Genomic DNA, 22,753 nt, shown 5'->3' on the forward strand with positions numbered 1-22,753 from the left:
GTTTAATCTTTACAAGTGTCCCGGCACCGCGCATGTTCCGCCAAACACCTAGGACGCGCCCATGCCCCCGATCCAAGACCACCCATTGCGCTACAAGCTCGCAAATGAGCTTCACGCCCGGCCTTTTCCCTCCCTGACCGCGCCGTGCCGGGCTATTTATCTGGCGATCAAACAGCCCAAAGACGCCGCATCGCGCGACCGGGCTGATGATCTGGCGCATCTTACCGCGTTACTCGAGAGATATGGCGCGGCGCATCCTCAGCCCGGAGCCACGCATTATTCCGGCCAAATCGGTCAGCATATGCTGAAATGGGAACAACATACGGAATTTGTGACCTATACGGTTTTCTTGTCCGGGAAGGGCGAACGGCCCTTTGATCCTGCGGATTTCAAAGTGTTTCCAACCGATTGGCTGATGGACGCGCCGGGGGTTCGGGTGACATCGGCGATGATGCGGATTGTGCCGCGCCCGGATGATGCCACCATTGATGACAATTTATCGGACTGGTTTGTTCCCGAAAGTCTGGCCGTCAGTCAGGTGATTGGCGATGAGGCGGTGATTGCCGGCGATTTTCGCATTGATCCCTCGGGGCATCAGCGCTTTGCAGTCTTTGTCCGCGATGGCGTTGGGGTGCGCCGTGCTGGGCGTATTGCGCAGCGGGTCTGTGAGATCGAAACCTACAAGGCCATGTCGATGCTTGGCTTTACCCGCGTGCACGACATCGGTCCGCGATTGGCGCAGATGGATGGCGAGCTGATGCGCCTAATGGAGCTGATGTCCCATGACGATGGCCAAGAAGAAGCCACGTTGCGCGCACTGTTGCAGGTGTCGACCGAGCTCGAAAGCCTGTCGGCCAGCATGTCGTTTCGGATGGGGGCCAGCGGAGCTTACGAAACCATCGTTCATCAGCGCATCGAAGTTCTGCGTGAAGAACGCTACAAGGGCCGTCAGACCTTTGCTGAGTTTATGATGCGCCGCTATGATCCGGCGATGCGCACGGTCAAAAGCGCCGGGGTACGTTTGGATAGCATGGTGCAACGGGCCACCCGTGCCGCCGACCTGTTGCGCACTCAGGTCGAAGTTGGACGCTCTGCCCAGAACCAACAACTCTTGCACAGCATGAACCAGCGGGCAGAGTTGCAGTTGCGTCTGCAAGAAACAGTCGAAGGCTTGTCGGTGGTGGCAATCAGCTATTACGCTGTGTCTTTGGCCGGGTATCTCATGTATCCTCTTGCGACGGCTGTTGGCCTGAGCAAGGGGATGATGACCGCAATGCTTGTGTTGCCGATCGTTGGATTGGTGTGGTGGATGATCCGGCGGATTAAACACAAGGTTGAAAGCGGCGCGGATCAGAGCGGGCCAGATTTATAAACCTGTCGGAGCGTTCCAAGAGCACGACAGGGGGGCCTGAGGCACCGCCAAGACAGAGGGCTATCTTCCCCCTGAGACAACACTGCAATGACCGCTGAAATGACACGCGCCGCGACAGGCCTAAGACGTGTCGCGGCGGATTATCGTTGGGCAAAGGCGTCTTCATAAGACACCGCGTGACGGATGTTACTCGGCCGCAGCCAGTTTCTGGGTGGGCGTTGAGCGTGTCATGGCATGTGTCGCCATAGCCCCAACAGTGATTGCGACAAGTGTCAGAAGCGCCGCAACAGAGAGGGTTGGGATACCCGATAAGCCCGCGCCGATGGTGCAACCGCCCGCCAAGACACCGCCTATGCCCATGAGGACAGCCCCGCCAAAGTAGCGCAGGGTTTCCGGGGCTGATGTGAAGCTCTGCCATTGCAGGCGGCGCGCTGCGGCTGCGGACAAGAAGCTGCCCAATAACGTGCCACCGATCAACCCAAGGCCAAAGCTGGCCGGGATCGACGAGGCGGCCACGCTCCAAAACAGCGTGTCTGTCCATGGCGATGTGAAGGCCAGGCTCTCCATATTGATCGGGTCAAAGTCGTCATAAAGAACATAGCCGGTTCCAACCCACCCGAGCGGCACCAAAGCGCCAATGAAAACCGCAAGGATCAAGGTGGTCGGGCGGTTGCCTGACCGCAGGCCAAAGGCAAGCGCCGCAATCGCAAGAAGACCAGCCCAGACCGTCGCACCGCCGGGAAGCGATGACAGGCTCACCAGATCGCCCAAGTCATAGGTCATAGTATTGAGGCCCGAGCGCAGCGGAGCCAAGGCCCCCTTGAGCGTCGCATGCGCGGTAACTGCAAACACAACAAGCACGGTCAGAGCACGCAAGTTACCGGTCGCACTCAGCACTGTCAGACGCGAGGCACAGCCACGGGTCAAAACCATCCCGGCTCCAAAGATCAAACCACCAAGGATAATGGCGGCAATCGGTAGATCAGAGGTCATAAACCGGTGGTCATCAAAGCTGATGAGCTCGGCGGCGACAGCGGCTTGGGTCCCGATGATGGCGACGGCCAATGCGGTCTGCCAGACACCCATCGCTTGGGTGCGGTCTTCCCCCACCAATCCACGGCGAAAGCAGAATTTGGTGCGTTCAGCCAGCGCGCCAAACAGCGTGCCAAGGATTAGGGCAAAATAGACGGCGACTTGCGGCGCGGTCAGCTCTTCAAAGCCAAGCGATTCGAACATGACGGTCTCCGGGTTTGGAACAGCATTCCGTTTGACGGAGGAAACCCCTTCGCGCAAGCCTTCCAATGCATGCATTCGCATTTGTTATTGGGAAATTGTTCCAAAACGCGGAGGTATGCCGGGCAGAGTGTTCTGAAAATCATGCCCTGAACACCAGGGTCGTTCTTGGGCGCGCCATCCGCCACTGGGGCGCATCCTTTTTTGGTCACTTGTGCCAAGGGTGGCCTAAGAGGGGATACGCCCGGTTTTGATATAGTCGGCAATCAGCTCTGCGGGTCCAAGCTTGCCATAGGATCGCGCTTCTTCCTCGGCTGTTTCGGTTTTATCTATGCGGGTCCTGATTCTGGGATCAGCGCCAGATGTGAGCAGCAAACGAACAGCGGGAACATTGTCGCGGATGGCCGCCAGATGCAGCGGTGTCCAATCTTGACAGCCATGCGCATTCACATCGGCTCCGGCGTTGATCAGAATGGCCATCACCTCCAGCACATCGTCTTTGTCACGCTCAAGGCAACTATGAAGCGGGCAATCCCCATCGTCATCCCGGTATCTCAGCGTGATCCCCTTGCGGATCATCCAAGTGATGGTCGCGATAGGGGCGCACTCAATGATGGCATGTGTCATCCAAAACGACCCGACATGATTGTCTTTGCCATGGGGGAAGTCATCAATCACCGCGCTGAAAAACTCCAAGTCCTTAATGTCAGCTCGCAGCATGGCATCGAGCACGTCATCGAAATCGCGGCGGTGCTTTTGGTCATAGGAGGGCTTGTCGCTCATCGGGTGACCTCTTGGGGCTATGGGGGCGCTAATCGGGACCTTATCAGGCATCCAAAGCCCCCCTAAGCAAAAAAGGCGACCCGAAGGCCGCCCTTTGTTATTACTGGTTCTGATGTGTCTAGATGTGTTTAGCGGCCGCGAATGCGCGGGTCGAGCGCGTCCCGCAAGCCGTCACCAAGGTAATTCACCGACAAAACGGTCAGAGAGATCGCGATACCGGGAAGCAAAACCCGTTCCGGGTATTCTTCCATGCGCACCACCGCATCGGCCAGCATCTTGCCCCATGTCGGGAAGTCGGATGGGAACCCGACGCCCAAGAAGCTCAGAGCGCTTTCGGTGATAATCGCCGTCGCGAGGCCCAGTGCCGCAGACACCAGAATGGGCGACAACACGTTTGGCAGCAGGTGACGGCCAATGATCTTGCCCGGCAAGGTGCCGATAGACCGGGCGGCCAGCACGAATTCGCGCTCTTTGATCGCCAGAACATCCCCACGAACAATCCGCGCCGTTGGCATCCACGAGGTGATCGAAATGATCGAAACGATCAAAACAAACATCCCACCTTCGGTTCCAAAGGCCGTTGTTAAGGGCTGTCGGAACAGGGTCACAGCCAAAAGCAAGAGCGGCAACACCGGCAAGGCCAGAAAGAGGTCGGTTGTGCGCATCAGCAAACCATCAAGCTTTCTGAAATACCCGGCAGCCACCCCAATGGACGTGCCGATCAGCAGGCTCAGAACCATCGCGGCCCAACCAACCGCCATAGACGCACGGCCCCCCGACAGGATTTGCGCAAGTTGATCGCGCCCAAGTTGATCAGAGCCAAGCGGCTTGTGCCAACCGACCTTGGCATCGCTGTCCCAAAGCGCCGTATAGATGGGGCGCATGTTCTTGTTGCGAATGTCGGTTTTTTGCGGATCAGCATCCCATAGAAACGGGCCAACCAACACGGCCATTGTGATCAGGATCAAAAAGAACAGGCCAAACATTGCGCCTTTGTGCTTTTTGAACTGATCCCAAACATCGACCCACCGCGAGCGTGGCGGCTTGTCTGGCCCTTTGTCTTTGAGGGCTTCGATAGGTGAAATGGTCTCAGTCATATCGGATCCTCGGGTCGAGCAGGCCGTAGAGGATGTCTGCAATCAGATTAAACAGCACGATAAGCACCGCAAAGATAAAGGTCAGGGTCATGACACCGGGCAGGTCATTTGCAAAGAGCCATGTCAGCAACAGCTGGCCAATCCCGTTCACTTTGAACACGTTCTCGGTGATGATCGCGCCACCAAAGATGCTTGGAATGCCTAGGGCAATCACGGTCACAACCGGGATCATCGAATTGCGCAGCACGTGGACCAAAACCACAATGCTCTCGCTCAGACCTTTGGCGCGGGCGGTGCGCACATAGTCCTGCCCAAGATTGTCGAGCATCGAGGCGCGCATATAGCGGCTGAGCATCGCGGTGATCTGGAGAGCGAGAACCATAACCGGCATAATCATCTGTGCCAGCTGCTCTTTGAACGAGGCCCAGTCATTGACCACATGGGTGGTGTCATAGATCGACGGGAACCAGCCAAGCTGAACCGAAAAGATCACGATCAAAAGCGGACCGGTAAAGAACGGCGGGATCGAAAAGCCGATCATCGTTACAAAGGTCCCGGCCTGATCAAACACCGAATACTGACGATAGGCCGAATAGATGCCAATCGGCAGGGCAATCAGGATCGCAACAACATAAGCCACACCAACAACCCAAAGGGTTTGTGGGAGACGCTGAACAACGATGTCCATCACAGGCGAGCGGGTCTGCCAGCTGATCACACGCTGTTTGCCTTCGGACCAATTGGTGCCGAACATGGCGTCAATCGCCACTTGTGGTTCAATCCAAAAGACTTGAACCAGCCATTTCCAATATTGGATCAGCGGGGGTTCCCCCACGCCAAGTGCCTCGCGCATCTTCTGTTTGACTTCTGGCGGAACGGTCAGCGGCACTTGGGCCATTGGGTCGCCGGGGGCAAGCTGTAGTAGCATGAAGATGACGAAACTGATGAACAGAAGCGTCGGAATAGAAAGAAGCAGTCGCCTGATTGCATATGTTAGCATGCGGCGCCTCGGATCATTAGTTTCATGGGGATTTGGGTCCTTCGGAGAAGGGCAGGGAGCGCCTGCCCATCACTTGAAAACGAAAACGGGTGCCGCAGTTTCCCGCGGCACCCAAATTCGCATTACTTGATACGGTGCCAATCGGCAACGTTCCAAAGCTCACTGTCCCAAACGTTCAGGATCACACCACCCAAGGAGTTGGCATGTGCAGACAAACGGCCACGGTGAACCAGCGGGATCATCATGCCTTCGTCAAACGCCATCTGGCTCAGAGCCTTACCAATGCGCGAGCGCTCGGACATATCGGCGGTGGCCGACAGTTCTGCGTGCAGTGCGTCAAACTCTTCCGAGCAGAAGCGTGAGATGTTCTCACCCTGCCACTGGCTGTCTGGACGCGGAGCCTTGTCGCACAGACCGTTGCCCAGGTAAGCCTGAGGATCGGTGCCGTTAAAGGTGTTGGCGTACATTTCTACGTCCGCATAGAACTTCTGGAACGTATCAGGTGACCCAGCGTCGCCGCCAAAGAAGACCGACGCGTCGATGTTGCGCAGCTCAACTTCCATGCCGATTTCGCCCCACCACTCTTTGATCAGAGCTTGGAAATCCTGACGCACGGCGTTGGTCGAGGTTTGGTACAAAACGCTCAGCGGTACACCGTCTTTTTCGCGAATGCCGTCCCCGTCGGTGTCAACGATGCCTGCATCATCAAGCATTTTGTTGGCGCCTGCGATGTCTTGAACGTCACAGCCTTCTACGTCGATTGCAAAGGCTTCTGGGGCCGGAACCCAAGAGCAAGAGACACGACCGGCCTGGCCGTAACCAACTTCAACCAACAGCGGGCGGTCGATGGCCATGGACATGGCTTTGTAAACCGCAGGGTCGCTCAGGAATGGGTGTGGGCGGATAACCGAGCGCTCATCAGGGCCAAGATCGGCGGAAGGGTTGGTGTTGTTGAGCATGATGCGCTCAAGCAGAGGACCAAAGCCCGCAACCGGTGTGCCTTTGCCGCCGGCTTCCATTTTGGCAATCACATCGGGTGCCAACTGGAGGTTCCAAGCATAGTCAAATTCGCCGGTTTCCATAACGGCCGTCCCGGATGCCGCTGCCGAGCCGCCCCCTTTGAAGGTCACTTTGGCAAAGGCTGGCTTGTCGGCCACGCGATAGTTCTGGTTGGCGGACATGACGATCACGTCATTTGGTTTGAACTCGTCAACCACAAAGGGGCCGGTGCCGATTGGGTTAAAGTTCTGCTCGGTGCAGGTCGATGCTGCGGCCCCCATGCAAGCACTGAATTGGGCCTTTTGCAGGATCGGGCTTTCGCCACCAACAAACGGGCCATATGGGTTTGGTGTTGGGCCTTCGAATGTCACAATCACGGTGGTGTCATCGGGTGTTTCCACCGATTTCACGCCTTCGAATTTGGTCAGCTGGGCGCATCCGCCTTCTGGGTCTGTGCAATACTCGTAGGTAAACGCGACATCCGCAGAGGTGAAGGGCGAGCCATCAGACCATTTCAGACCGGGGGTGATGTTCCAAGTGATCGAGGTCAGGTCTTCGCTCACGCCGCCATTGGCCACGGTGGGCACTTCGTTGACCAGCCAAGGAACCAGCTCGCCTTTTTCGTTGTAGCGCGCCAGAGGTTCGATGATCATCGACGCGGATTCCACGTCCTTGGTCCCGCCTGACAGGAACGGGTTCAGGATCGACGGGGCTTGCCAATAAATGATTTTGACTTCGCCATCTCCGCCGCGTTCCGCGAATGCAGCAGGGGCCAGTGCGAAAGACGCCGCGGCCCCAAGCATCAAAGACTTGAGTTTCATGTCACTCTCCATGTTGGTTGGGCAGGGGTCTTTTGATGCCCCTATCCACTATGATTTCGTGGGTTCGAGCTTGGCATCCTCCGAACACAACCGCAAGCGATTGCCCAAAAAATACGCAAGAAACGAACCCACACTGATCATCATCGAAAACAGAAGTCTGACAAATTGCAAGGGCTGGCGTCGTGAAACATCGGGGCAGCATCAAAAAAAATTTGCGGGGGTTTACAGTTTGTCGACGCAGGCACTAGCCTTGGCTCCCAAATGGAATTGGAGCGCTACAATGCTTGATGCTGCCCCTGAGGCGACCACCGCAGATCCTATTGCCCGCATAGAAAAACTGCGGGTTGAGTTTCAAACTAAGGACGGACCGGTGCTTGGCGTCGAGGACGTTTCCTTTGATGTCAGGTCGGGTGAAACCGTCTGCGTCGTAGGCGAATCGGGCTCTGGAAAATCGGTGTCATCGCTGTCTTTGATGCGTTTGGTCGAATACGGAGGTGGTGAAATTTCAGGCGGTCGCCTACTTTTTGATCGCCGCGAAGGCGGGGTCGTCGACCTCACCGAGGTTGATCAAGACAAAATGCGGGGGATTCGCGGCGACGAGATCGGGATGATCTTTCAGGAACCGATGACCGCGCTGAACCCTGTCTTCACCGTGGGGCGTCAATTGACCGAAGGGTTGCGGGTGCATTTGGGGTTGAACAAAGCTCAGGCCCAGGACCGCGCACTAGAGCTCCTGCGTGAAGTGCGCATCCCCGAACCCGAGCGTCGCTTGGGGCAGTATCCCCATGAGCTATCTGGCGGTATGCGCCAACGGGTTGTGATCGCCATGGCCATGGCCTGCAAACCGCGTCTGTTGATTGCCGATGAACCGACAACCGCCTTGGATGTGACCATTCAGGCCGAAATTCTGGCGCTGATGGACCGTCTCAAGCGGGAAACCGGGACGGCGGTGATGTTCATTACCCACGACATGGCGGTTGTGGCGCAGATGGCCGACCGCGTGGTCGTTATGTTCCGCGGCAACAAGGTCGAAGAGGGCACGGTCGAGGAAATCTTCGAAAATCCGAAACACCCTTATACCCAAGCGCTTTTGGCGGCGGTGCCCAAACTGGGCGAGATGACGGGAAAAGACTTGCCCGAACCCATGCGGTTGGTCGGCCAAGACGATCACACCCCTGAGCCGATCAAAGGCAGCGATGAGGTGATTTTGGAGGTCCAAAACCTCACCACGCGTTTCCCGGTCAAGGGCGGATTTTTCCGCCGTACAGTGGCCAATGTCCATGCGGTGGAAGACTTGTCCTTCACAATCAACAAGGGGCAAACCCTGAGCCTCGTTGGTGAATCGGGCTGCGGGAAATCCACGGCTGGCCGGTCAATCTTGCGTCTGGTTGAACCGCTGTCAGGCAAGGTTGAATTTGATTGCTGTGATGTGATGTCGCTTGATCACAAGGAGCTGCACAAAGTGCGCCAAGACATGCAGATGATCTTCCAAGATCCATTTGCCTCGCTCAATCCACAGATGACCTTGATGGATCAGGTGTCCGAACCGCTGCTCAACTATGGCAACTATGCCAAAAGCGAATTGAATGACCGCGTGTCCAATTTGTTTGATCGGGTGGAATTGCCGCGCAGTTTCATGCGCCGCTATCCCCACGAGCTTTCAGGTGGGCAACGCCAGCGGATCGCTATCGCCCGCGCTTTGGCGTTGAACCCCAAACTGATCGTTGCCGACGAAGCGGTGTCGGCGCTTGACGTGTCGGTTCAGGCGCAGGTTATCAATCTGATGATGGAGCTGCAGGCCGAGCTTGGGCTGGGTTACCTGTTTATCAGCCACGATATGGCGGTTGTCGAACGGGTGAGCCACCATGTTGGCGTGATGTATCTTGGGCGTATTGTTGAGCTGGGACCACGCCGCGCCGTGTTCGAAAACCCCCAACACGCCTATACCAAAGCCTTGATGAGCGCGGTTCCAATCGCAGATCCGCGCAAGCGCAAGTCGGAAAAAGACTTAAATTTCAAGCCGATACCGTCCCCAATTCATCCGGTTGGGTATGTGCCGGGTCCCTCGGAGTACAAAGAGGTCAGCCCGGGCCATAAGGTTCTGATTTCAGAGAGCGGATACTAGGTCTGGATACTAGGGCTGAAGACTAAGTCTGGATATTAGGGCCTGCCCCTTTCAAGCGCGCGTCGCTGTTTGGGAATGGGGCTGTTTGCCCCCTTTGGCGCGCGCCTGAAATCAAGGCCGCGCGCAGGCATGTTTGGGCCAAGAAAACACAGGTGGCGGCGATGCAGGTTTTAACAGCGCGAGAGATTCTGGAGCGTTTGGTCGGTTTTCCGACGGTCAGCAGCGACAGCAACCTGGATCTGATTGATTGGGTTGAGGCGTATCTGACCGGGCACGGCGTGACCTGTCATCGGTTTTGGAATGACAGCGGTGAAAAGGCAGCGTTGTTCGCCCATGTCGGACCCGAGATCGAAGGCGGTGTTGTCTTGTCCGGCCACACCGATGTTGTTCCGGTGGCCGGGCAGGCGTGGTCAAGTGATCCGTTTACTTTGGTGGAACGGGATGGGCGGCTTTATGGGCGTGGCTCAACCGATATGAAGGGCTTTGACGCTCTGGCGATCTGGGCGATGGTTGACGCGCAGCGCAGCGGCGTGACGCGCCCGTTGCAGATCGCGCTGAGTTTCGATGAGGAAATCGGCTGTACCGGGGCCGAGGGGCTTGCCAAGGCAATGCAGATTTTGCCCAAAGCCAGTGACGTGATTGTTGGTGAACCAACCGAATTGCGCGCGGTGCTCGGCCATAAGGGGTTTGTAAGTTTTGATGTGCATGTTCAAGGGTTTGAAGTGCATAGTTCAATCTTGCAAACCGGGGTCAGCGCCATCATGTACGGGGCGAAACTGATCGATTGGTGCAATCAGGTCAACGAGGCTCAGGCCGCCGCCATCCCCCAAGGCATGGCTGCACAGTTTGACCCGCCATATACCAATGTTCATGTCGGCATGATCACCGGCGGCACGGCCCATAATATCACCGCTAAGGATTGTCGCTTTGCCGTCGGATTTCGCGTTGTTCCGGGCGAAAGCCTTGATCAATGGCGGGCCGCTTTTGAAGAGGCGCGGCGCAAGCTTGAAGCCACAATGCAAGCGGTGCGTCCCGAAACGGCCATCATCGCAACCGAAATGTTTGATCTGCCGCCCTTTGCGCCCCAAACCGACAACAGCGCAGAAATGTTGGTGCGTCAGTTGACTGGCGATAATTCCGACGGCTTTGTCAGCTACGGCACCGAAGCCAGCCATTTTCAGAACGCGGGCTACAAAGTGGTGGTCTGTGGGCCGGGCAATATTGACGTGGCGCATCAACCCGACGAATTTATCACCGTTGAACAGTTTGCCGAAGGTCAGCGTTTCATGGAGCGATTGCTGGCTCGTATCAAGGATGGCTAACCATGACTTTCCCGATCCGTGCGCTTGGTCCGGCCGAACACAGCGCAAATTTACCTCAACAGGCCGATATCGTCGTCATCGGCGGTGGTATCATTGGGGTGTGTACCGCGCTCTATGCGGCGCGGGCAGGGCAGCGAGTTGTGGTTCTTGAAAAGGGCCGGGTGGCGGCCGAACAATCCAGCCGAAATTGGGGTTGGATTCGGGTGCAGGGCCGGGATTATGCTGAAATTCCAATCGCTTTGCAGGCGCAGCTGCTATGGAAGAAATTGGACGCGGACTGTGGCGGACGGCTTGGTCTTGCACAACCCGGCGTCACCTATATGGCCCGCGATCAAGCGGATTTGGAGCGGTATGAGTCCTGGTTAGAGCGTGCCCGCCCCTTGGGGGTGTCATCCGAGCTGACGTCGGCCCGTGATACGGTGCGTTTGACCGGCGGGGCGCGTGCGCCGTGGATCGGGGCGCTGCACACACCGACGGATCATACGGCCAATCCTTGGGTTGCCGTCCCGGAATTGGCGCGGTTGGCGGTGGCCTCGGGGGCCACCATTATCGAAGACTGTGCAGTTCGCGCCCTTGATCTGCAGGGCGGGAAGGTCACCGGTGTCTTTACCGAAAAGGGGGCGATCAAGGCCCCGCGTGTTGTGCTGGCTGGCGGGGCGTGGTCGTCGCTGTTTCTGCGCCGTCACGGCGTGTCGATCCCGCAGCTCTCGGTCAAAGCCTCAGTTGCAGCGACTTCGCCAGTTCCCGAAGTGATGTCATCGGCGGGAGCCTCTGAAGGGCTGGCTCTGACCCGTCGTCGTGACGGCGGATACACCCTTGCTCCGGGCGGGTTTGCAGATCTGTTTTTGGGGCCGGATGCGCTTCGGGCGATCCCTAACTATCTGACATTGCTGCGTGAAGATGGGATGCCGGGCAGGTTGCGCCGCGCGGCCCCCGATGGGTTTCCCGATGCATGGAACACGCTGCGCGATTGGCCTGAAGATGCCATAAGCCCGTTTGAACGCATGCGGGTGTTGGACCCGGCACCCGATCTGAGCCGGTTACATGACTTGGTTGCGCGGGTGCAAACCATCTGGCCTCAGGTGGGGCCGATGCACATCACCAAGGCCTGGGGCGGTATGATTGATGTGATGCCTGATGTGGTGCCGGTTGTTGATCATGTGCCCGCGCTGGCGGGATTGATTGCAGTGACGGGGATGTGCGGCCATGGCTTTGGCATTGGACCGGCCTTTGGGCAAATCGCAGCGCAACTGGCGATGGGGCGCGCGGGGCAATATGACCTAAATCGCTTCCGTTTTGTACGTTTTGCCGATGGATCAAAAATGCAGCTTGGTCCGAATGTCTGATCACTTGCGTTGTTAAGCAGGCGGTGGCACAGTGATGACACCGGACCCTACGGGGCCGTGGGCGCCATTGGCGCAAACCCACCCAAATTCATGGAGCACTTCATGCCCGTTAAGAACCGTTTTGCCGAGTTGCAGGATGAAATCACCCTATGGCGACGTGACATTCACGAGAACCCTGAACTCCTGTTTGACACGCATCGCACCTCGGCGCTGGTGGCGGAAAAGCTGCAGGGGTTTGGATGCGATGAAGTTGTGACCGGCATTGGCCGCACCGGAGTCGTTGGGGTGATCAAAGGGCGCAAAACCGACTCTGGCAAAGTGATTGGCCTGCGTGCGGATATGGATGCGCTGCCGATCCTTGAGTCCACCGGCCTTGACTATGCGTCGAAAACGCCCGGCGCGATGCATGCCTGTGGCCATGATGGTCACACGGCGATGCTTTTGGGGGCGGCGAAATACCTGTCGGAAACCCGTAATTTTGACGGCACAATCGTGGTGATCTTTCAGCCCGCCGAAGAGGGTGGCGGCGGCGGCAAAGAGATGTGCGATGACGGCATGATGGATCGATGGAACATCCAAGAAGTCTATGGCATGCACAATTGGCCGGGTCGCCCGGTTGGCTCTTTTGCCATTCGTCCCGGTGCGTTTTTCGCCGCGACCGACACGTTTTCGGTCACCTTTGGCGGCAAGGGCGGTCACGCCGCCAAGCCAAACGAGACGATCGACTCAACCGTGATGTCGGCACAGGCTGTTTTGGCGCTGCAAACCATCGCGTCGCGCAATGCCGATCCGGTTGACCAGGTGGTTGTGTCGGTGACCTCTTTTGAAACCTCGTCCAAAGCGTTCAATGTGATCCCGCAATCTGTGCAGCTCAAAGGCACCGTGCGCACCATGTCCAAAGACATGCGTGATCTGGCTGAAAAGCGGATTCACGCGATCTGCGAAGGCATCGCGGCAACATTTGGGGGCACCGCAGCGGTGACCTATAACCGGGGCTATCCGGTCATGGTGAACCACGAGGTCCAGACCGAATTTGCTGCCGAAGTGGCGCGCTCGGTGTCTGGGACATGCGAAGAAGCGCCCTTGGTTATGGGCGGCGAAGACTTTGCCTTTATGCTCGAAGAGCGCCCCGGAGCCTATATTCTGGTTGGCAATGGCGATACGGCCGCTGTGCATCACCCGGAATACAATTTTGACGATAATGCGATCCCGGCTGGGTGCAGCTGGTGGGCCGAAATTGCCGAACAGCGCATGCCGATTGGCTAAGAGCGGGCCCGATTGGCTAGGCGGGGCAATGTGACCCGGCTTTGAGTATCTGTCGGATTACAAATCCAATTGGGCAGCACCCGTTTCAAGGTGCTGCCCTTTTTGTGACTAGTGCCTGACGCTATCTTATGACGCTAAAATCTGACGCCAATTTTTGACACCAGTATTTGAGGCCCGTATTTGCGACCGCTATTTGAACAGACTATGAAAAGGGCTTAGCGCCCCTTACGCTTTTTCGATCCGGCCATGGTCTTTTTCACCATCTTTGAAAACGCTTTGCCGCGGGCGCGTTGGCGCGCCACGCTTTCGGTGTTGATCGCGTCTTCGCGCAGCAATTTGCGCCAGCGGGTCAACCGATCTTCGTCCAACTCACCGCTTTCGATGGCCACACGGACAGCGCACCCCGGTTCGACACCGTGTTCGCAGTCGTTGAATTTGCACTGGATCGCGAGCTGTTCGATATCTTCGAACACGGCGCTGATCCCGTCTTCCATCCCGGCCAATTGCAATTCACGCATGCCCGGTGTGTCGATCAGCCAACCGCCATATGGGGTTGGCACCAAGGAGCGATGGGTCGTGGTGTGACGGCCCCGCGCGTCATCCTCTCGGATGTCTTGGGTGACGGCATTTTCACCGGTGAGCGAATTGCGGATCGTGGTTTTACCAACCCCGGATGAGCCAATCAAAGCCAATGTCTGACCACCGCGACACCAAGGGATCAGCTGGGCCACATCCTCTTGGTCTTTGGCGTTCAAGGCGATGGCCGTGACCAGAGGCGAGATGCGTTCTGCCTGACGCTGATAGTCACGCGGATCATCGGCGCGGTCTGCTTTGGTCAGCAAAACCAACGGCATAGCCCCGGCGCTGCTCACCATAGCCAGATAGCGTTCCAGCCGCGGCACATTGAAATCAGCATTGCAGCTGGTGACGATGGCGATGGTGTCGATATTGGCGGCGATGCGCTGTTGGTAATTCACATGACCGGCGGCTTTGCGGGTCAGGTTTGAGAAGGGCTCAAGCCGGTGAATGGCTTTGACACCATCGCTTAGAACCCAATCGCCCACGGCATATTCGCCAGCAGATTCGGTGGGGATAAGCGATTTTTGGCCGATATTTTGGCCCGTTTCTTGGCCCGTTTCTTGGCCCGTTTCTTGGTCTGTCTCGGTCAGCACCAAAAGCAGGTCACGTTGCACTTCATAGATGCGCGCAGGGGTGAGATCTTGTGTCTCATCATCCAACTGTCGCGCGAATTGCTCCGACCATCCGAGGTCGGAAAGAGTGTATTTTGTCAATGTTTTAGTCCCGTAAAGGCATGCGTAAACCCTCCGCCGGATGGGCGGACGGCATGGCTTGCTCGGGCGACACGATTAGTGATGTGGCGCCCGGAGGATGGATACATTCTCCAAAAAACCTCCGAAGGTTCGGGTTACGTTCACCCTCAGGTATCCATTTGCTTGGCTGCGGGCAAGGGGTTCTGGCAAATTGCTGCGCCGGTTGTTATGGCGAAGACACGAACTAGCGCCGGGAATGAAGATGAGCGATCCAGTCAATATCATGTGCATCAAATGGGGCACGCTGTTTGGGCCTGAATATGTCAATCGGCTCTATTCCGGGGTGCGCCGCAACATGTCGCGCCCGGTGCGCTTTATTTGCATGACCGAAGAAACCGATGGTTTGCACCCGGACATCGAAGTGATCCCGCTGCCGGTTGAACCCTACCTTGAACCGATGAACAAGGCGCTTGCTGTGGCAAACCGGCAGGGGGCGATGCGCAAGACGTCTTTGTTCAAGCCCGGTTTGATTCCCGATCTGAAGGGGCCGGTACTTGGGTTTGATCTGGATGTGGTGATCACCGGGTCTTTGGATGACATCCATGATCTCGCGCCGGGTACGATTGCCATGCGTCACGATTGGGTTGAGGCGCGCAAAGGCCGCCCAACCGGGCATGGATCGGTGTTTCGATTTGACCCTGAGGTCCATCCTTTCCTGTACAACGATCTGGCGGCCAACCCCTATTCAGAGGTCGAAAAGGCGCGCGGGTCAGAACAGAGATATACCTCGCACAAGGCGATGGATAACGGTGTTTTCACTTATATTCCCGGCGATTGGGTGGTGTCTTTCAAATATGACTGCAATCCGTTCCCGATGAATTACCTGCGCCCGGCGACGTTACCAAGCGCGGCCAAGGTTGTGTGTTTCCACGGACGCCCCAAAATGCCGGAAGCCATCGCAGGCTATACCGGTTCATTGATCCGATATGCCAAACCCTGCGCATGGCTTCAGGATCATTGGGTTGATCGCGCCCGCGCTGATTTGGGCGACGACTGGGCCTGATGTGGCGCTGAACGTCTTAGCTACAGACACCAGGGCAGGCGTTTCGCCGCCTGCAATATGCGCGAACCCTTGCCCCAACCCTTGCCCCTGTGCGGGCAGTCAGGGTAAGAGCGAACCACGATAGATTGAGGAAAGGACGTCAAATGGCGCGTCGAGTAGTAGTTACAGGACTTGGACTGGTCACTCCGCTGGCTTGCGGGGTCGAGGAAACATGGTCGCGTCTGCTGGACGGGCAGTCCGGCGCCGGCACAATCAGCAAGTTTGATGCCAATCATCTGGCCACCAACTACGCCTGCGAAGTGCCTTATGGCGATGGCAGCGATGGCACCTTCAATCCAAACGATTGGCTCGACAAGAAAGAGCAGCGCAAGATTGATGAGTTCATCCTATTCGGCATGGCGGCGGCCATTCAAGCCGTCAAGGATTCCGGTTGGGAACCCGAGGCCAAAGAAGATCGTGAGCGCACCGGCGTTATGATCGGCTCTGGTATTGGTGGGTTGAATTCAATTGCCGACACCGCCGTGATGATCAAAGAGCGCGGCCCGCGCCGTGTATCGCCGTTCTTTATTCCCGGTGCTTTGATCAACCTGATTTCCGGCAATGTTTCGATCAAGTTTGGCTTCCAAGGCCCGAACCACGCTGTTGTCACAGCCTGTTCAACCGGGGCCCACGCCATTGGCGATGCGGCGCGGCTGATCAAATATGGGGATGCGGATGTGATGGTTGCGGGGGGCGCCGAAGCCGCAATTGGTGAGATCGGCATCGCCGGTTTCAACGCCTGCAAGGCGCTGAGCACGAAATATGCCGATGATCCTCAAGGCGCGTCGCGCCCCTATGATGCGGATCGTGACGGGTTTGTCATGGGCGAGGGCGCGGGCGTTCTCGTTTTGGAAGAATACGAACATGCCAAGGCGCGCGGTGCCAAGATTTACGCCGAAGTTTGCGGGTATGGTCTGTCGGGTGATGCCTATCACATCACGGCCCCATCCTCGGATGGTGAAGGTGGCGAACGGTCCATGCGCGCAGCCCTGAAGGATGCGGGTCTTGAGCCGGGTGCGATTGATTACATCAATGCGCATGGCACCTCGACGATGGCCGACACGATCGAGCTGGGCGCGGTTGAGCGGTTGCTTGGCGATGCGGCAGAGACAGCGACCATGTCATCGACCAAATCCGCCACCGGGCACTTGCTTGGCGCGGCGGGCGCGATTGAGGCGGTCTTCTCGATTCTGGCGATCCGGGATCAAGTGGCCCCCCCAACGCTGAACCTCGACAACCCAGCGGTCGAAACCAAGCTGAACCTGGCCGCCAAGGCCAAGCAAGAGCGCCCCATTTCCTATGCTCTGTCCAACAGTTTCGGGTTCGGCGGCACCAATGCGTCGGTGATTTTCGGCAAGGTGGAGTAATCCAGGATGTGGCGTAGCCTCGCGTCTAACGCGATGACCTTTTTGGTTCTCGTGGTGTTTGTCTTTGCTGGCGTTTTGCTGTGGGGACAAAATGAATACAGTGCGCAGGGGCCGCTTGCTCAGGCGGTTTGTGTTGAAGTGCCGCGGGGCACTTCGATGCGCAAAGTCTCGGAGAACCTTGAAGAGCAAGGCGCGATTTCTAACGGATCAATCTTTCGCCTTGGGGCCGATTACACCAAGAAAACACAGGCGTTAAAAGCTGGCAGCTATTTGATTAAACCCGGCGCGTCGATGTCTCAGATCACCGATGTCATCACCCGTGGTGGCGCATCAACCTGTGGTACAGAAGTGGTGTTTCGCATCGGGGTGACCCGGGCCTCTGTTCAGGTCCGCGAGATCGACCCAGCCAGCGGGCGCTATGAAGAAAAGGCCAATTTCAACCCTGCCGAAGGCGAGGTTCCGACCGCGTATTCCGCTGTGTTGGAAAAGGCAGATACGCGCTATCGCATCGCGCTGGCCGAAGGTGTGACCAGCTGGCAGATCGTCAATGCGTTGAACAGCATCGAGCTGTTGGATGGCTCTATCGAACAGCCGGCCGAAGGCTCGCTTGCCCCGGACAGCTATGAGTTTTCCCCCGGTGACAGCCGCGCCAGCATGATTGAACGCATGAGCGAAGCCCAACGTCTGATCCTGGCCCAAGCCTGGGAAGGGCGCGCCAGCGGCTTGCCTTATAAGACCCCAGAAGACGCCTTGGTTATGGCGTCGATTGTTGAAAAAGAGACCGGCGGTGACGCCGAACGTGGCCTTGTGGCAAGTGTCTTTGTCAACCGTCTGGACAGGGGCATGCGTCTGCAAACTGACCCGACCGTTATTTATGGAATCACCAAGGGTGAGGGCACGCTTGGACGCGGTTTGCGCCAATCCGAGTTGCGCAAGGCCACAGCTTACAACACGTATGTGATCCCGGCGTTGCCGCCGACGCCAATTGCCAATCCCGGTCGGGCCAGCATCGAAGCAGCCTTGAACCCGGAAACAAGCGATTACGTGTTCTTTGTCGCCAAAACGCTTGATCCGCGTGACGGGCATAATTTCGCGGTGACGCTTGATGAGCATAACCGCAATGTCGCGGCCTATCGTGCTTTGGAACGCGCCAACCAATAGCGCGCCAGTCACTAATGGCTGATACGAAAACTGAGCCGGGCTTCTTTCACTGGAAAGGGCCCGGTTGCTGTTTTAAGGCATGCTGCAAACAGGCATAGTGTCCAAGCTCTGGCATCATCGTCAATGTTGCGTCGGGCAGGGCGTGGTGCAAGGCCAGTGCCATGGCGGGTGGGGCCCATGTATCGGCCTGACCATGGATCAAAGCAACCGGGCATCTGACCTGCGTTAGATGATGGGCCCACGGCTGCACATAGGCCGGCAGTTCGCGCAGGTAGATGTGTTTGTTATCCGTAAGCCCTTGGGACAGGGCGGTTTGCACGGCGGGGCCTGTGATCAAACCTGCCTCTTGTGGCGCTGTGCCGCGTGCCAACATCCGGGCCATCAAACCAGGTGTAAACCGCGCCATGGTGGATTGGACTGCGGTCAGGGCGCTGAGCTGGGCATGGGAGCGGGCCGCGCGAAACACGGCGGCCCCGGCCATATCCGGCAGGAAATCCCCAAGGTCCAGTGGCGCAGCTGCGGAAATCAGGGTGAGTTGGCCTATCTTGTCAGGGGCAAGCACGGCCAGCCGCAAAGCACAGGCCGCGCCCAAGGAAAAGCCGATGAGATGCAGCGGCCCGTCTGGCAGGCGCAGCGCCAATTGCGCAAAACTTGGGGCGTTGCGATCCAAAACGGGGATATTGGATGATCCAAGCGCAAGCTCTGCAGCGGATCCGGGAAGGCCGTGTAAATAAAGCGGTGTCATGCGTTTGATACCTCGTGCGGTTGCGTCTTGGCGGGAGCGGGGGCGACGATCTGATAGGAGCCACGCGCGTCTTTGGGGGTGTCACATTTCGGTGTCACATGGCCACCACCCCAGGGGCATCAGACAAACCCGCCCTTTTGAGTGGTCGAGAAAGTCGGGTGACGTCGCCCGGTTTCATCTGTTCAGTCATCCAAGTTGTCCTGAAGCACAAGCCGCGGTCCGGGCCCCGACTTGGCCGCGCGGTCTTCGTTATTGTAGATTACGCATGTCTCAAGCGAAAGACAGCCGCAGCCGATGCAGCCATCAAGACGGTTGCGCAGACGTTGCATTGTGGCGATGCGCTGATCAATCACTTTGGCAAAGCGCCGCGACATGCGCGTCCAATCTGACTTGTTTGGTCCCCGTGTGCTTGGCAGTGGTTCCAGCTGTTCGCGAATTTCGGCCAAGGTGAAGCCGAGCTGCTGAGCGATCAGCACAAAGGACAACCGCCGGATATCGGCCCGCACATACCGGCGCTGACCTGTTTGGGTGCGATAGGGATGCACCAAGCCTTCTGATTCGTAGTGCCGAATAGCCGACACCGCGAGACCGGTTCGGGCCGAAATGTCGCCTATTGTTAAATCACGTGCTTTCATCTCATTGATCCTAAAAGCTTCTTACTGCTTGCCCTCAAGTGTACTTGAGGAATTATCCTAAAGCCATCACTTACTAGGAGAGAACAGATGTCAGCACGACTCGAACATGTAAATTTCACCGTTCCCGACGCGAAAGCCACCGCAAGCTTTCTTGTTACCCTGTTTGGGTGGTCTGTGCGCTGGGAGGGGAAGGCGCTCAATGATGGCTACACCGCCCATGTGGGCGACGACGACAGCTATCTGGCTGTGTATTCGCCAAAACCGGCGCTCAAGGGGCAATCGCCCCGCTACGACCACAGTGGCGCGATGAACCATATCGGCATCGTTGTCGATGATCTGGACGCGGTGGAAACCACGGTCAAGGCGCTCGGGTATATCCCGCACAACCACGCCGATTACGAGCCGGGCAAGAGGTTCTATTTCGACGGTCCCGATGGGGTGGAATATGAGATTGTTAGCTATGATTGATCTGTATTTGTTTCACACGGCTCCGCGCCAAGTCATGTGTCGCTTTGTCCATCCGCGCCTTGGCTTGCCATGTCCCTGGCGGCGAAAACAGGACCATAATTGACTTGAAACCGGGCGCGCGATCAGCGATCCCGGTTTTATGTTTGCGATCACATTTTCCGAATTTCACAAAGGGATTGCCCTGCGCCTGCTTGCGGCTTTGCTGATGGTGATGATGTCGGCAGCGGTGCATGGCGCGTCCAAAACCGTGCCGGTCGGGCAGATCATGTTCTGGCGCTCGGCTGTGGCGATCATTCCCATTGTGATCTATTTGATCTGGCTGGGGCAATTTCCGCAGGGCCTCCGCACCCGTCATCCGGGCTTGCATCTGACGCGCTCTTTGTTTGGGGCATTTTCCATGGTTTTGTCTTTTGTGTCGCTGGCGTATCTGCCGGTCGCAAATGCGCAGGCGCTGGCCTATCTGGCCCCGGTTTTGACACTCCCTCTGGCGGCGTTGCTGTTGGGTGAAAGACTGACCCTTGCGGTTATCGCAGCGGTTGCCTGTGGCTTTGCCGGGGTGATTGCCTTGCTCTGGGAGGCATTGGAACTTGCGGGGCAGGGGACGTTGATCGGCATTGCCGCAGGTCTGGGCTATGCGGGGACCATGGCCTTTGTTCGTGTGCATACCAAACGCATGACCCAAAGCGAGAGCAGCTCAGCCATTGCGTTTTACTTTGCTATTGTGGCTGCTTTGGTTGGGGTGATGACATGGCCTTTTGGCTGGGCCCCTTTGGGGACCGAGGCCTTGGGCTGGTTGGTCGCGGCTGGGCTCACGGGGGGCATTGGCCATATTGTGGCAAACGAAGCGGTTGCCCGTGCCCCGGTTAGTGCTCTTGCCCCTTTTGATTTCACCGGGATGGTTTGGGCGCTGGGACTTGATCTGTTGATTTTCGCGCAATGGCCCGGCACATTGGGCTTGCTCGGCGTGGCTTTGATCACCTGCGCGGCCCTTTTGGTGACATTTCGTGGCGGCCGCTCCTAGGCGATCATCTTGACGACATCCTTGGTTTGGGCCACAACACCCCCATGAACAAGAGCCGCATCATCCTCTGTTGCATTACCACCTGACATCGTCCGGTGCCTGAGACGGGCCCGGCATTGGCGGGCACCTTCTCTTGTTTCGAACCTTCTATTTCCTGACCAGACAAGCTATGCCCGCCACGACCCCTTTGATAGGACGTGAGCGAAATGGACATTCAGCTAACCAATAGCAAAACCCGCAAGAAAGAGCGGTTCGAACCGATCGATCCGAAAAATGTCCGGCTCTACCTTTGTGGTCCGACGGTCTATGACCGCGCGCACCTGGGCAATGCCCGTCCGGTTTTGGTGTTTGATGTGCTGCAACGGTTGTTGCGCCATGTTTACGGGGATGAACACGTCACCTATGTGCGCAATTTCACCGACGTCGATGACAAGATCAACGCCACCGCGGTCGCGCGCAAAGAGGCCGGGGCAGAGGGCACGTTGGAAGAGCTTGTACATGAGCGTTCCAGCGAGACCATCGCGTGGTATCATCAGGATATGGATGCGCTTGGGGCGGCGCGACCCGATCATGAGCCGCGCGCAACCGAATATATCGGCCAGATGATTGCGATGATTTCGGACCTGATTGCCAAGGATCACGCCTATGCCGCCGAGGGGCATGTGTTGTTCCGGGTGCGGTCCTACAAGGATTACGGCGCGCTGTCGGGGCGCTCGGTTGATGATATGATCGCCGGGGCGCGGGTCGAAGTGGCCCCGTTCAAAGAAGACCCGATGGATTTTGTCCTATGGAAGCCCTCGACCGATGATTTACCCGGCTGGGAGAGCCCGTGGGGCCGGGGGCGTCCGGGCTGGCATATCGAATGCTCGGCGATGAGCTACGAGCTGTTGGGCCCGTCCTTTGATATTCATGGCGGCGGCAATGATCTGACATTCCCACACCATGAGAATGAGATCGCGCAAAGCTGCTGTGCCCATCCTGACGCTGAATTTGCACGGGTCTGGTTGCACAACGAGATGTTGCAGGTTGAGGGCAAGAAGATGTCCAAGTCCTTGGGCAACTTCTTTACCGTGCGTGATTTGTTGGAACAGGGCGTGCCAGGGGAGGTGATCCGCTTTGTGATGCTGTCGACGCATTACCGCAAGCCGATGGATTGGACCGACAAGAAACGCGCCGAGGCCGAGGCGACACTTCGCAAGTGGTATCGTCAGGCTTCTGAAGCATTGGACAATGAAACGCCATATGTTGGAGTTCTGAATGCTTTGGCAGATGACTTGAACACAGCTGGCGCGATTTCGGAGCTTCACCAGCTGTCACATGCCAATGATCAACCGACTTTGCGAGCAAGCCTTAAATTCTTGGGCTTTTTGGAGAATGGTGTTCCTGAATGGGTGGCTGGGCCGGACATTGATCTCCTTCCCCTGGCTGACAAACTAGAGGGAATTCGCGCATCCGCCATGGAAACCAAGGATTTCTCCGAAGTGGACCGGATGAAAACGGCCCTTATTGATGCCGGTGTTGAAGTGCGCATGTCCAAGGCCGGTGTTGAGCTTGTGCCGGGGCCGGGTTTCGATGCGGCGAAACTGGAGGGATTAGTATGACGGAACATGTCATCGCTT

Annotated in this window: 19 protein-coding genes; 11 read left to right on the plus strand and 8 right to left on the minus strand. The window is 57.3% G+C overall.

The genetic code is table 11. The annotated features are described in order from the left end of the window. Window positions 1–61 precede the first annotated feature (61 nt). Window positions 62–1,372, plus strand: coding sequence for a DUF3422 family protein (locus ACRBB0_RS06025; RefSeq protein ID WP_431373505.1), 1,311 nt, complete (start codon window positions 62–64; stop codon window positions 1,370–1,372). A gap of 186 nt (window positions 1,373–1,558) precedes the next feature. Here ACRBB0_RS06025 and ACRBB0_RS06030 read toward each other — a convergent pair whose 3' ends face one another. From ACRBB0_RS06030 to ACRBB0_RS06050, 5 genes are all read right to left on the minus strand, one after another. Continuing rightward, window positions 1,559–2,608: a YeeE/YedE family protein gene (locus tag ACRBB0_RS06030; RefSeq protein ID WP_431373506.1), complete on the minus strand. Its 1,050-nt coding sequence runs from the start codon at window positions 2,606–2,608 to the stop codon at window positions 1,559–1,561. Between the two features lie 225 nt (window positions 2,609–2,833). Next, window positions 2,834–3,388 (minus strand): ankyrin repeat domain-containing protein, encoded by a 555-nt coding sequence (locus tag ACRBB0_RS06035; RefSeq protein WP_431373507.1) that lies wholly within the window; start codon window positions 3,386–3,388, stop codon window positions 2,834–2,836. Between the two features lie 128 nt (window positions 3,389–3,516). Then, on the minus strand, window positions 3,517–4,485 hold the full coding sequence (locus tag ACRBB0_RS06040) for an ABC transporter permease (protein ID WP_431373508.1): 969 nt from the start codon (window positions 4,483–4,485) through the stop codon (window positions 3,517–3,519). Beyond that, the gene (locus ACRBB0_RS06045; protein WP_431373509.1) at window positions 4,478–5,485 is read right to left on the minus strand and encodes an ABC transporter permease; all 1,008 of its coding nucleotides are present in this window, start codon (window positions 5,483–5,485) and stop codon (window positions 4,478–4,480) included. Before ACRBB0_RS06045 ends, ACRBB0_RS06040 begins: the two co-directional genes overlap by 8 nt. Before the next feature lie 122 nt (window positions 5,486–5,607). Beyond that, window positions 5,608–7,305, minus strand: a complete 1,698-nt coding sequence (locus ACRBB0_RS06050) for a peptide ABC transporter substrate-binding protein (RefSeq protein ID WP_431373510.1) — start codon at window positions 7,303–7,305, stop codon at window positions 5,608–5,610. Window positions 7,306–7,585: 280 nt separating this feature from the next. Here ACRBB0_RS06050 and ACRBB0_RS06055 point away from each other — a divergent pair, with 280 nt between their 5' ends. The 4 genes from ACRBB0_RS06055 (at window position 7,586) to ACRBB0_RS06070 (ending at window position 13,364) form a co-directional block, all read left to right on the plus strand. Further along, window positions 7,586–9,430 carry an ABC transporter ATP-binding protein gene (locus ACRBB0_RS06055; RefSeq protein WP_431373511.1) on the plus strand — a complete coding sequence of 615 codons (1,845 nt, stop codon included), beginning with the start codon at window positions 7,586–7,588 and terminating at the stop codon, window positions 9,428–9,430. A gap of 161 nt (window positions 9,431–9,591) precedes the next feature. Further along, window positions 9,592–10,752: an acetylornithine deacetylase gene (gene argE, locus ACRBB0_RS06060; RefSeq protein ID WP_431373512.1), complete on the plus strand. Its 1,161-nt coding sequence runs from the start codon at window positions 9,592–9,594 to the stop codon at window positions 10,750–10,752. Window positions 10,753–10,754: 2 nt separating this feature from the next. Then, window positions 10,755–12,098 carry an NAD(P)/FAD-dependent oxidoreductase gene (locus ACRBB0_RS06065; protein ID WP_431373513.1) on the plus strand — a complete coding sequence of 448 codons (1,344 nt, stop codon included), beginning with the start codon at window positions 10,755–10,757 and terminating at the stop codon, window positions 12,096–12,098. Window positions 12,099–12,200: 102 nt separating this feature from the next. Beyond that, window positions 12,201–13,364 (plus strand): M20 aminoacylase family protein, encoded by a 1,164-nt coding sequence (locus ACRBB0_RS06070; protein WP_431373514.1) that lies wholly within the window; start codon window positions 12,201–12,203, stop codon window positions 13,362–13,364. 215 nt (window positions 13,365–13,579) lie between these two features. Here ACRBB0_RS06070 and rsgA read toward each other — a convergent pair whose 3' ends face one another. Then, window positions 13,580–14,656, minus strand: a complete 1,077-nt coding sequence (gene rsgA / locus ACRBB0_RS06075) for a ribosome small subunit-dependent GTPase A (protein WP_431373515.1) — start codon at window positions 14,654–14,656, stop codon at window positions 13,580–13,582. Between the two features lie 241 nt (window positions 14,657–14,897). Between rsgA and ACRBB0_RS06080 the strand changes: the two genes are divergently transcribed. The 3 genes from ACRBB0_RS06080 to mltG all read left to right on the plus strand — a co-directional run bounded on the left by ACRBB0_RS06080 (window position 14,898) and on the right by mltG (window position 18,265). Further along, window positions 14,898–15,698, plus strand: coding sequence for a glycosyl transferase (locus tag ACRBB0_RS06080; protein ID WP_431373516.1), 801 nt, complete (start codon window positions 14,898–14,900; stop codon window positions 15,696–15,698). A 143-nt stretch (window positions 15,699–15,841) separates the two neighbouring features. Beyond that, window positions 15,842–17,104, plus strand: coding sequence for a beta-ketoacyl-ACP synthase II (gene fabF / locus ACRBB0_RS06085; protein ID WP_431373517.1), 1,263 nt, complete (start codon window positions 15,842–15,844; stop codon window positions 17,102–17,104). Between the two features lie 6 nt (window positions 17,105–17,110). Beyond that, window positions 17,111–18,265 carry an endolytic transglycosylase MltG gene (gene mltG, locus ACRBB0_RS06090; RefSeq protein WP_431373518.1) on the plus strand — a complete coding sequence of 385 codons (1,155 nt, stop codon included), beginning with the start codon at window positions 17,111–17,113 and terminating at the stop codon, window positions 18,263–18,265. A gap of 46 nt (window positions 18,266–18,311) precedes the next feature. Here mltG and ACRBB0_RS06095 read toward each other — a convergent pair whose 3' ends face one another. Beyond that, window positions 18,312–19,010: an alpha/beta fold hydrolase gene (locus tag ACRBB0_RS06095; protein WP_431373519.1), complete on the minus strand. Its 699-nt coding sequence runs from the start codon at window positions 19,008–19,010 to the stop codon at window positions 18,312–18,314. A gap of 182 nt (window positions 19,011–19,192) precedes the next feature. After that, window positions 19,193–19,645 carry a redox-sensitive transcriptional activator SoxR gene (soxR, locus tag ACRBB0_RS06100; RefSeq protein ID WP_431373520.1) on the minus strand — a complete coding sequence of 151 codons (453 nt, stop codon included), beginning with the start codon at window positions 19,643–19,645 and terminating at the stop codon, window positions 19,193–19,195. Between the two features lie 87 nt (window positions 19,646–19,732). On the opposite strand from soxR, the gene ACRBB0_RS06105 reads away from it, so the two are divergent. The 3 genes from ACRBB0_RS06105 to cysS all read left to right on the plus strand — a co-directional run bounded on the left by ACRBB0_RS06105 (window position 19,733) and on the right by cysS (window position 22,735). Further along, entirely contained in the window at window positions 19,733–20,113 is a 381-nt protein-coding gene (locus tag ACRBB0_RS06105; protein ID WP_431373521.1) for a VOC family protein, read from the plus strand. A 139-nt stretch (window positions 20,114–20,252) separates the two neighbouring features. Beyond that, window positions 20,253–21,134, plus strand: a complete 882-nt coding sequence (locus ACRBB0_RS06110) for a DMT family transporter (protein ID WP_431373522.1) — start codon at window positions 20,253–20,255, stop codon at window positions 21,132–21,134. Between the two features lie 206 nt (window positions 21,135–21,340). Then, window positions 21,341–22,735, plus strand: coding sequence for a cysteine--tRNA ligase (gene cysS / locus ACRBB0_RS06115; RefSeq protein WP_431373523.1), 1,395 nt, complete (start codon window positions 21,341–21,343; stop codon window positions 22,733–22,735). Window positions 22,736–22,753: the final 18 nt, after the last annotated feature.

Source organism: Pelagimonas sp., from assembly GCF_050633425.1.
GTDB lineage: Bacteria > Pseudomonadota > Alphaproteobacteria > Rhodobacterales > Rhodobacteraceae > Pelagimonas.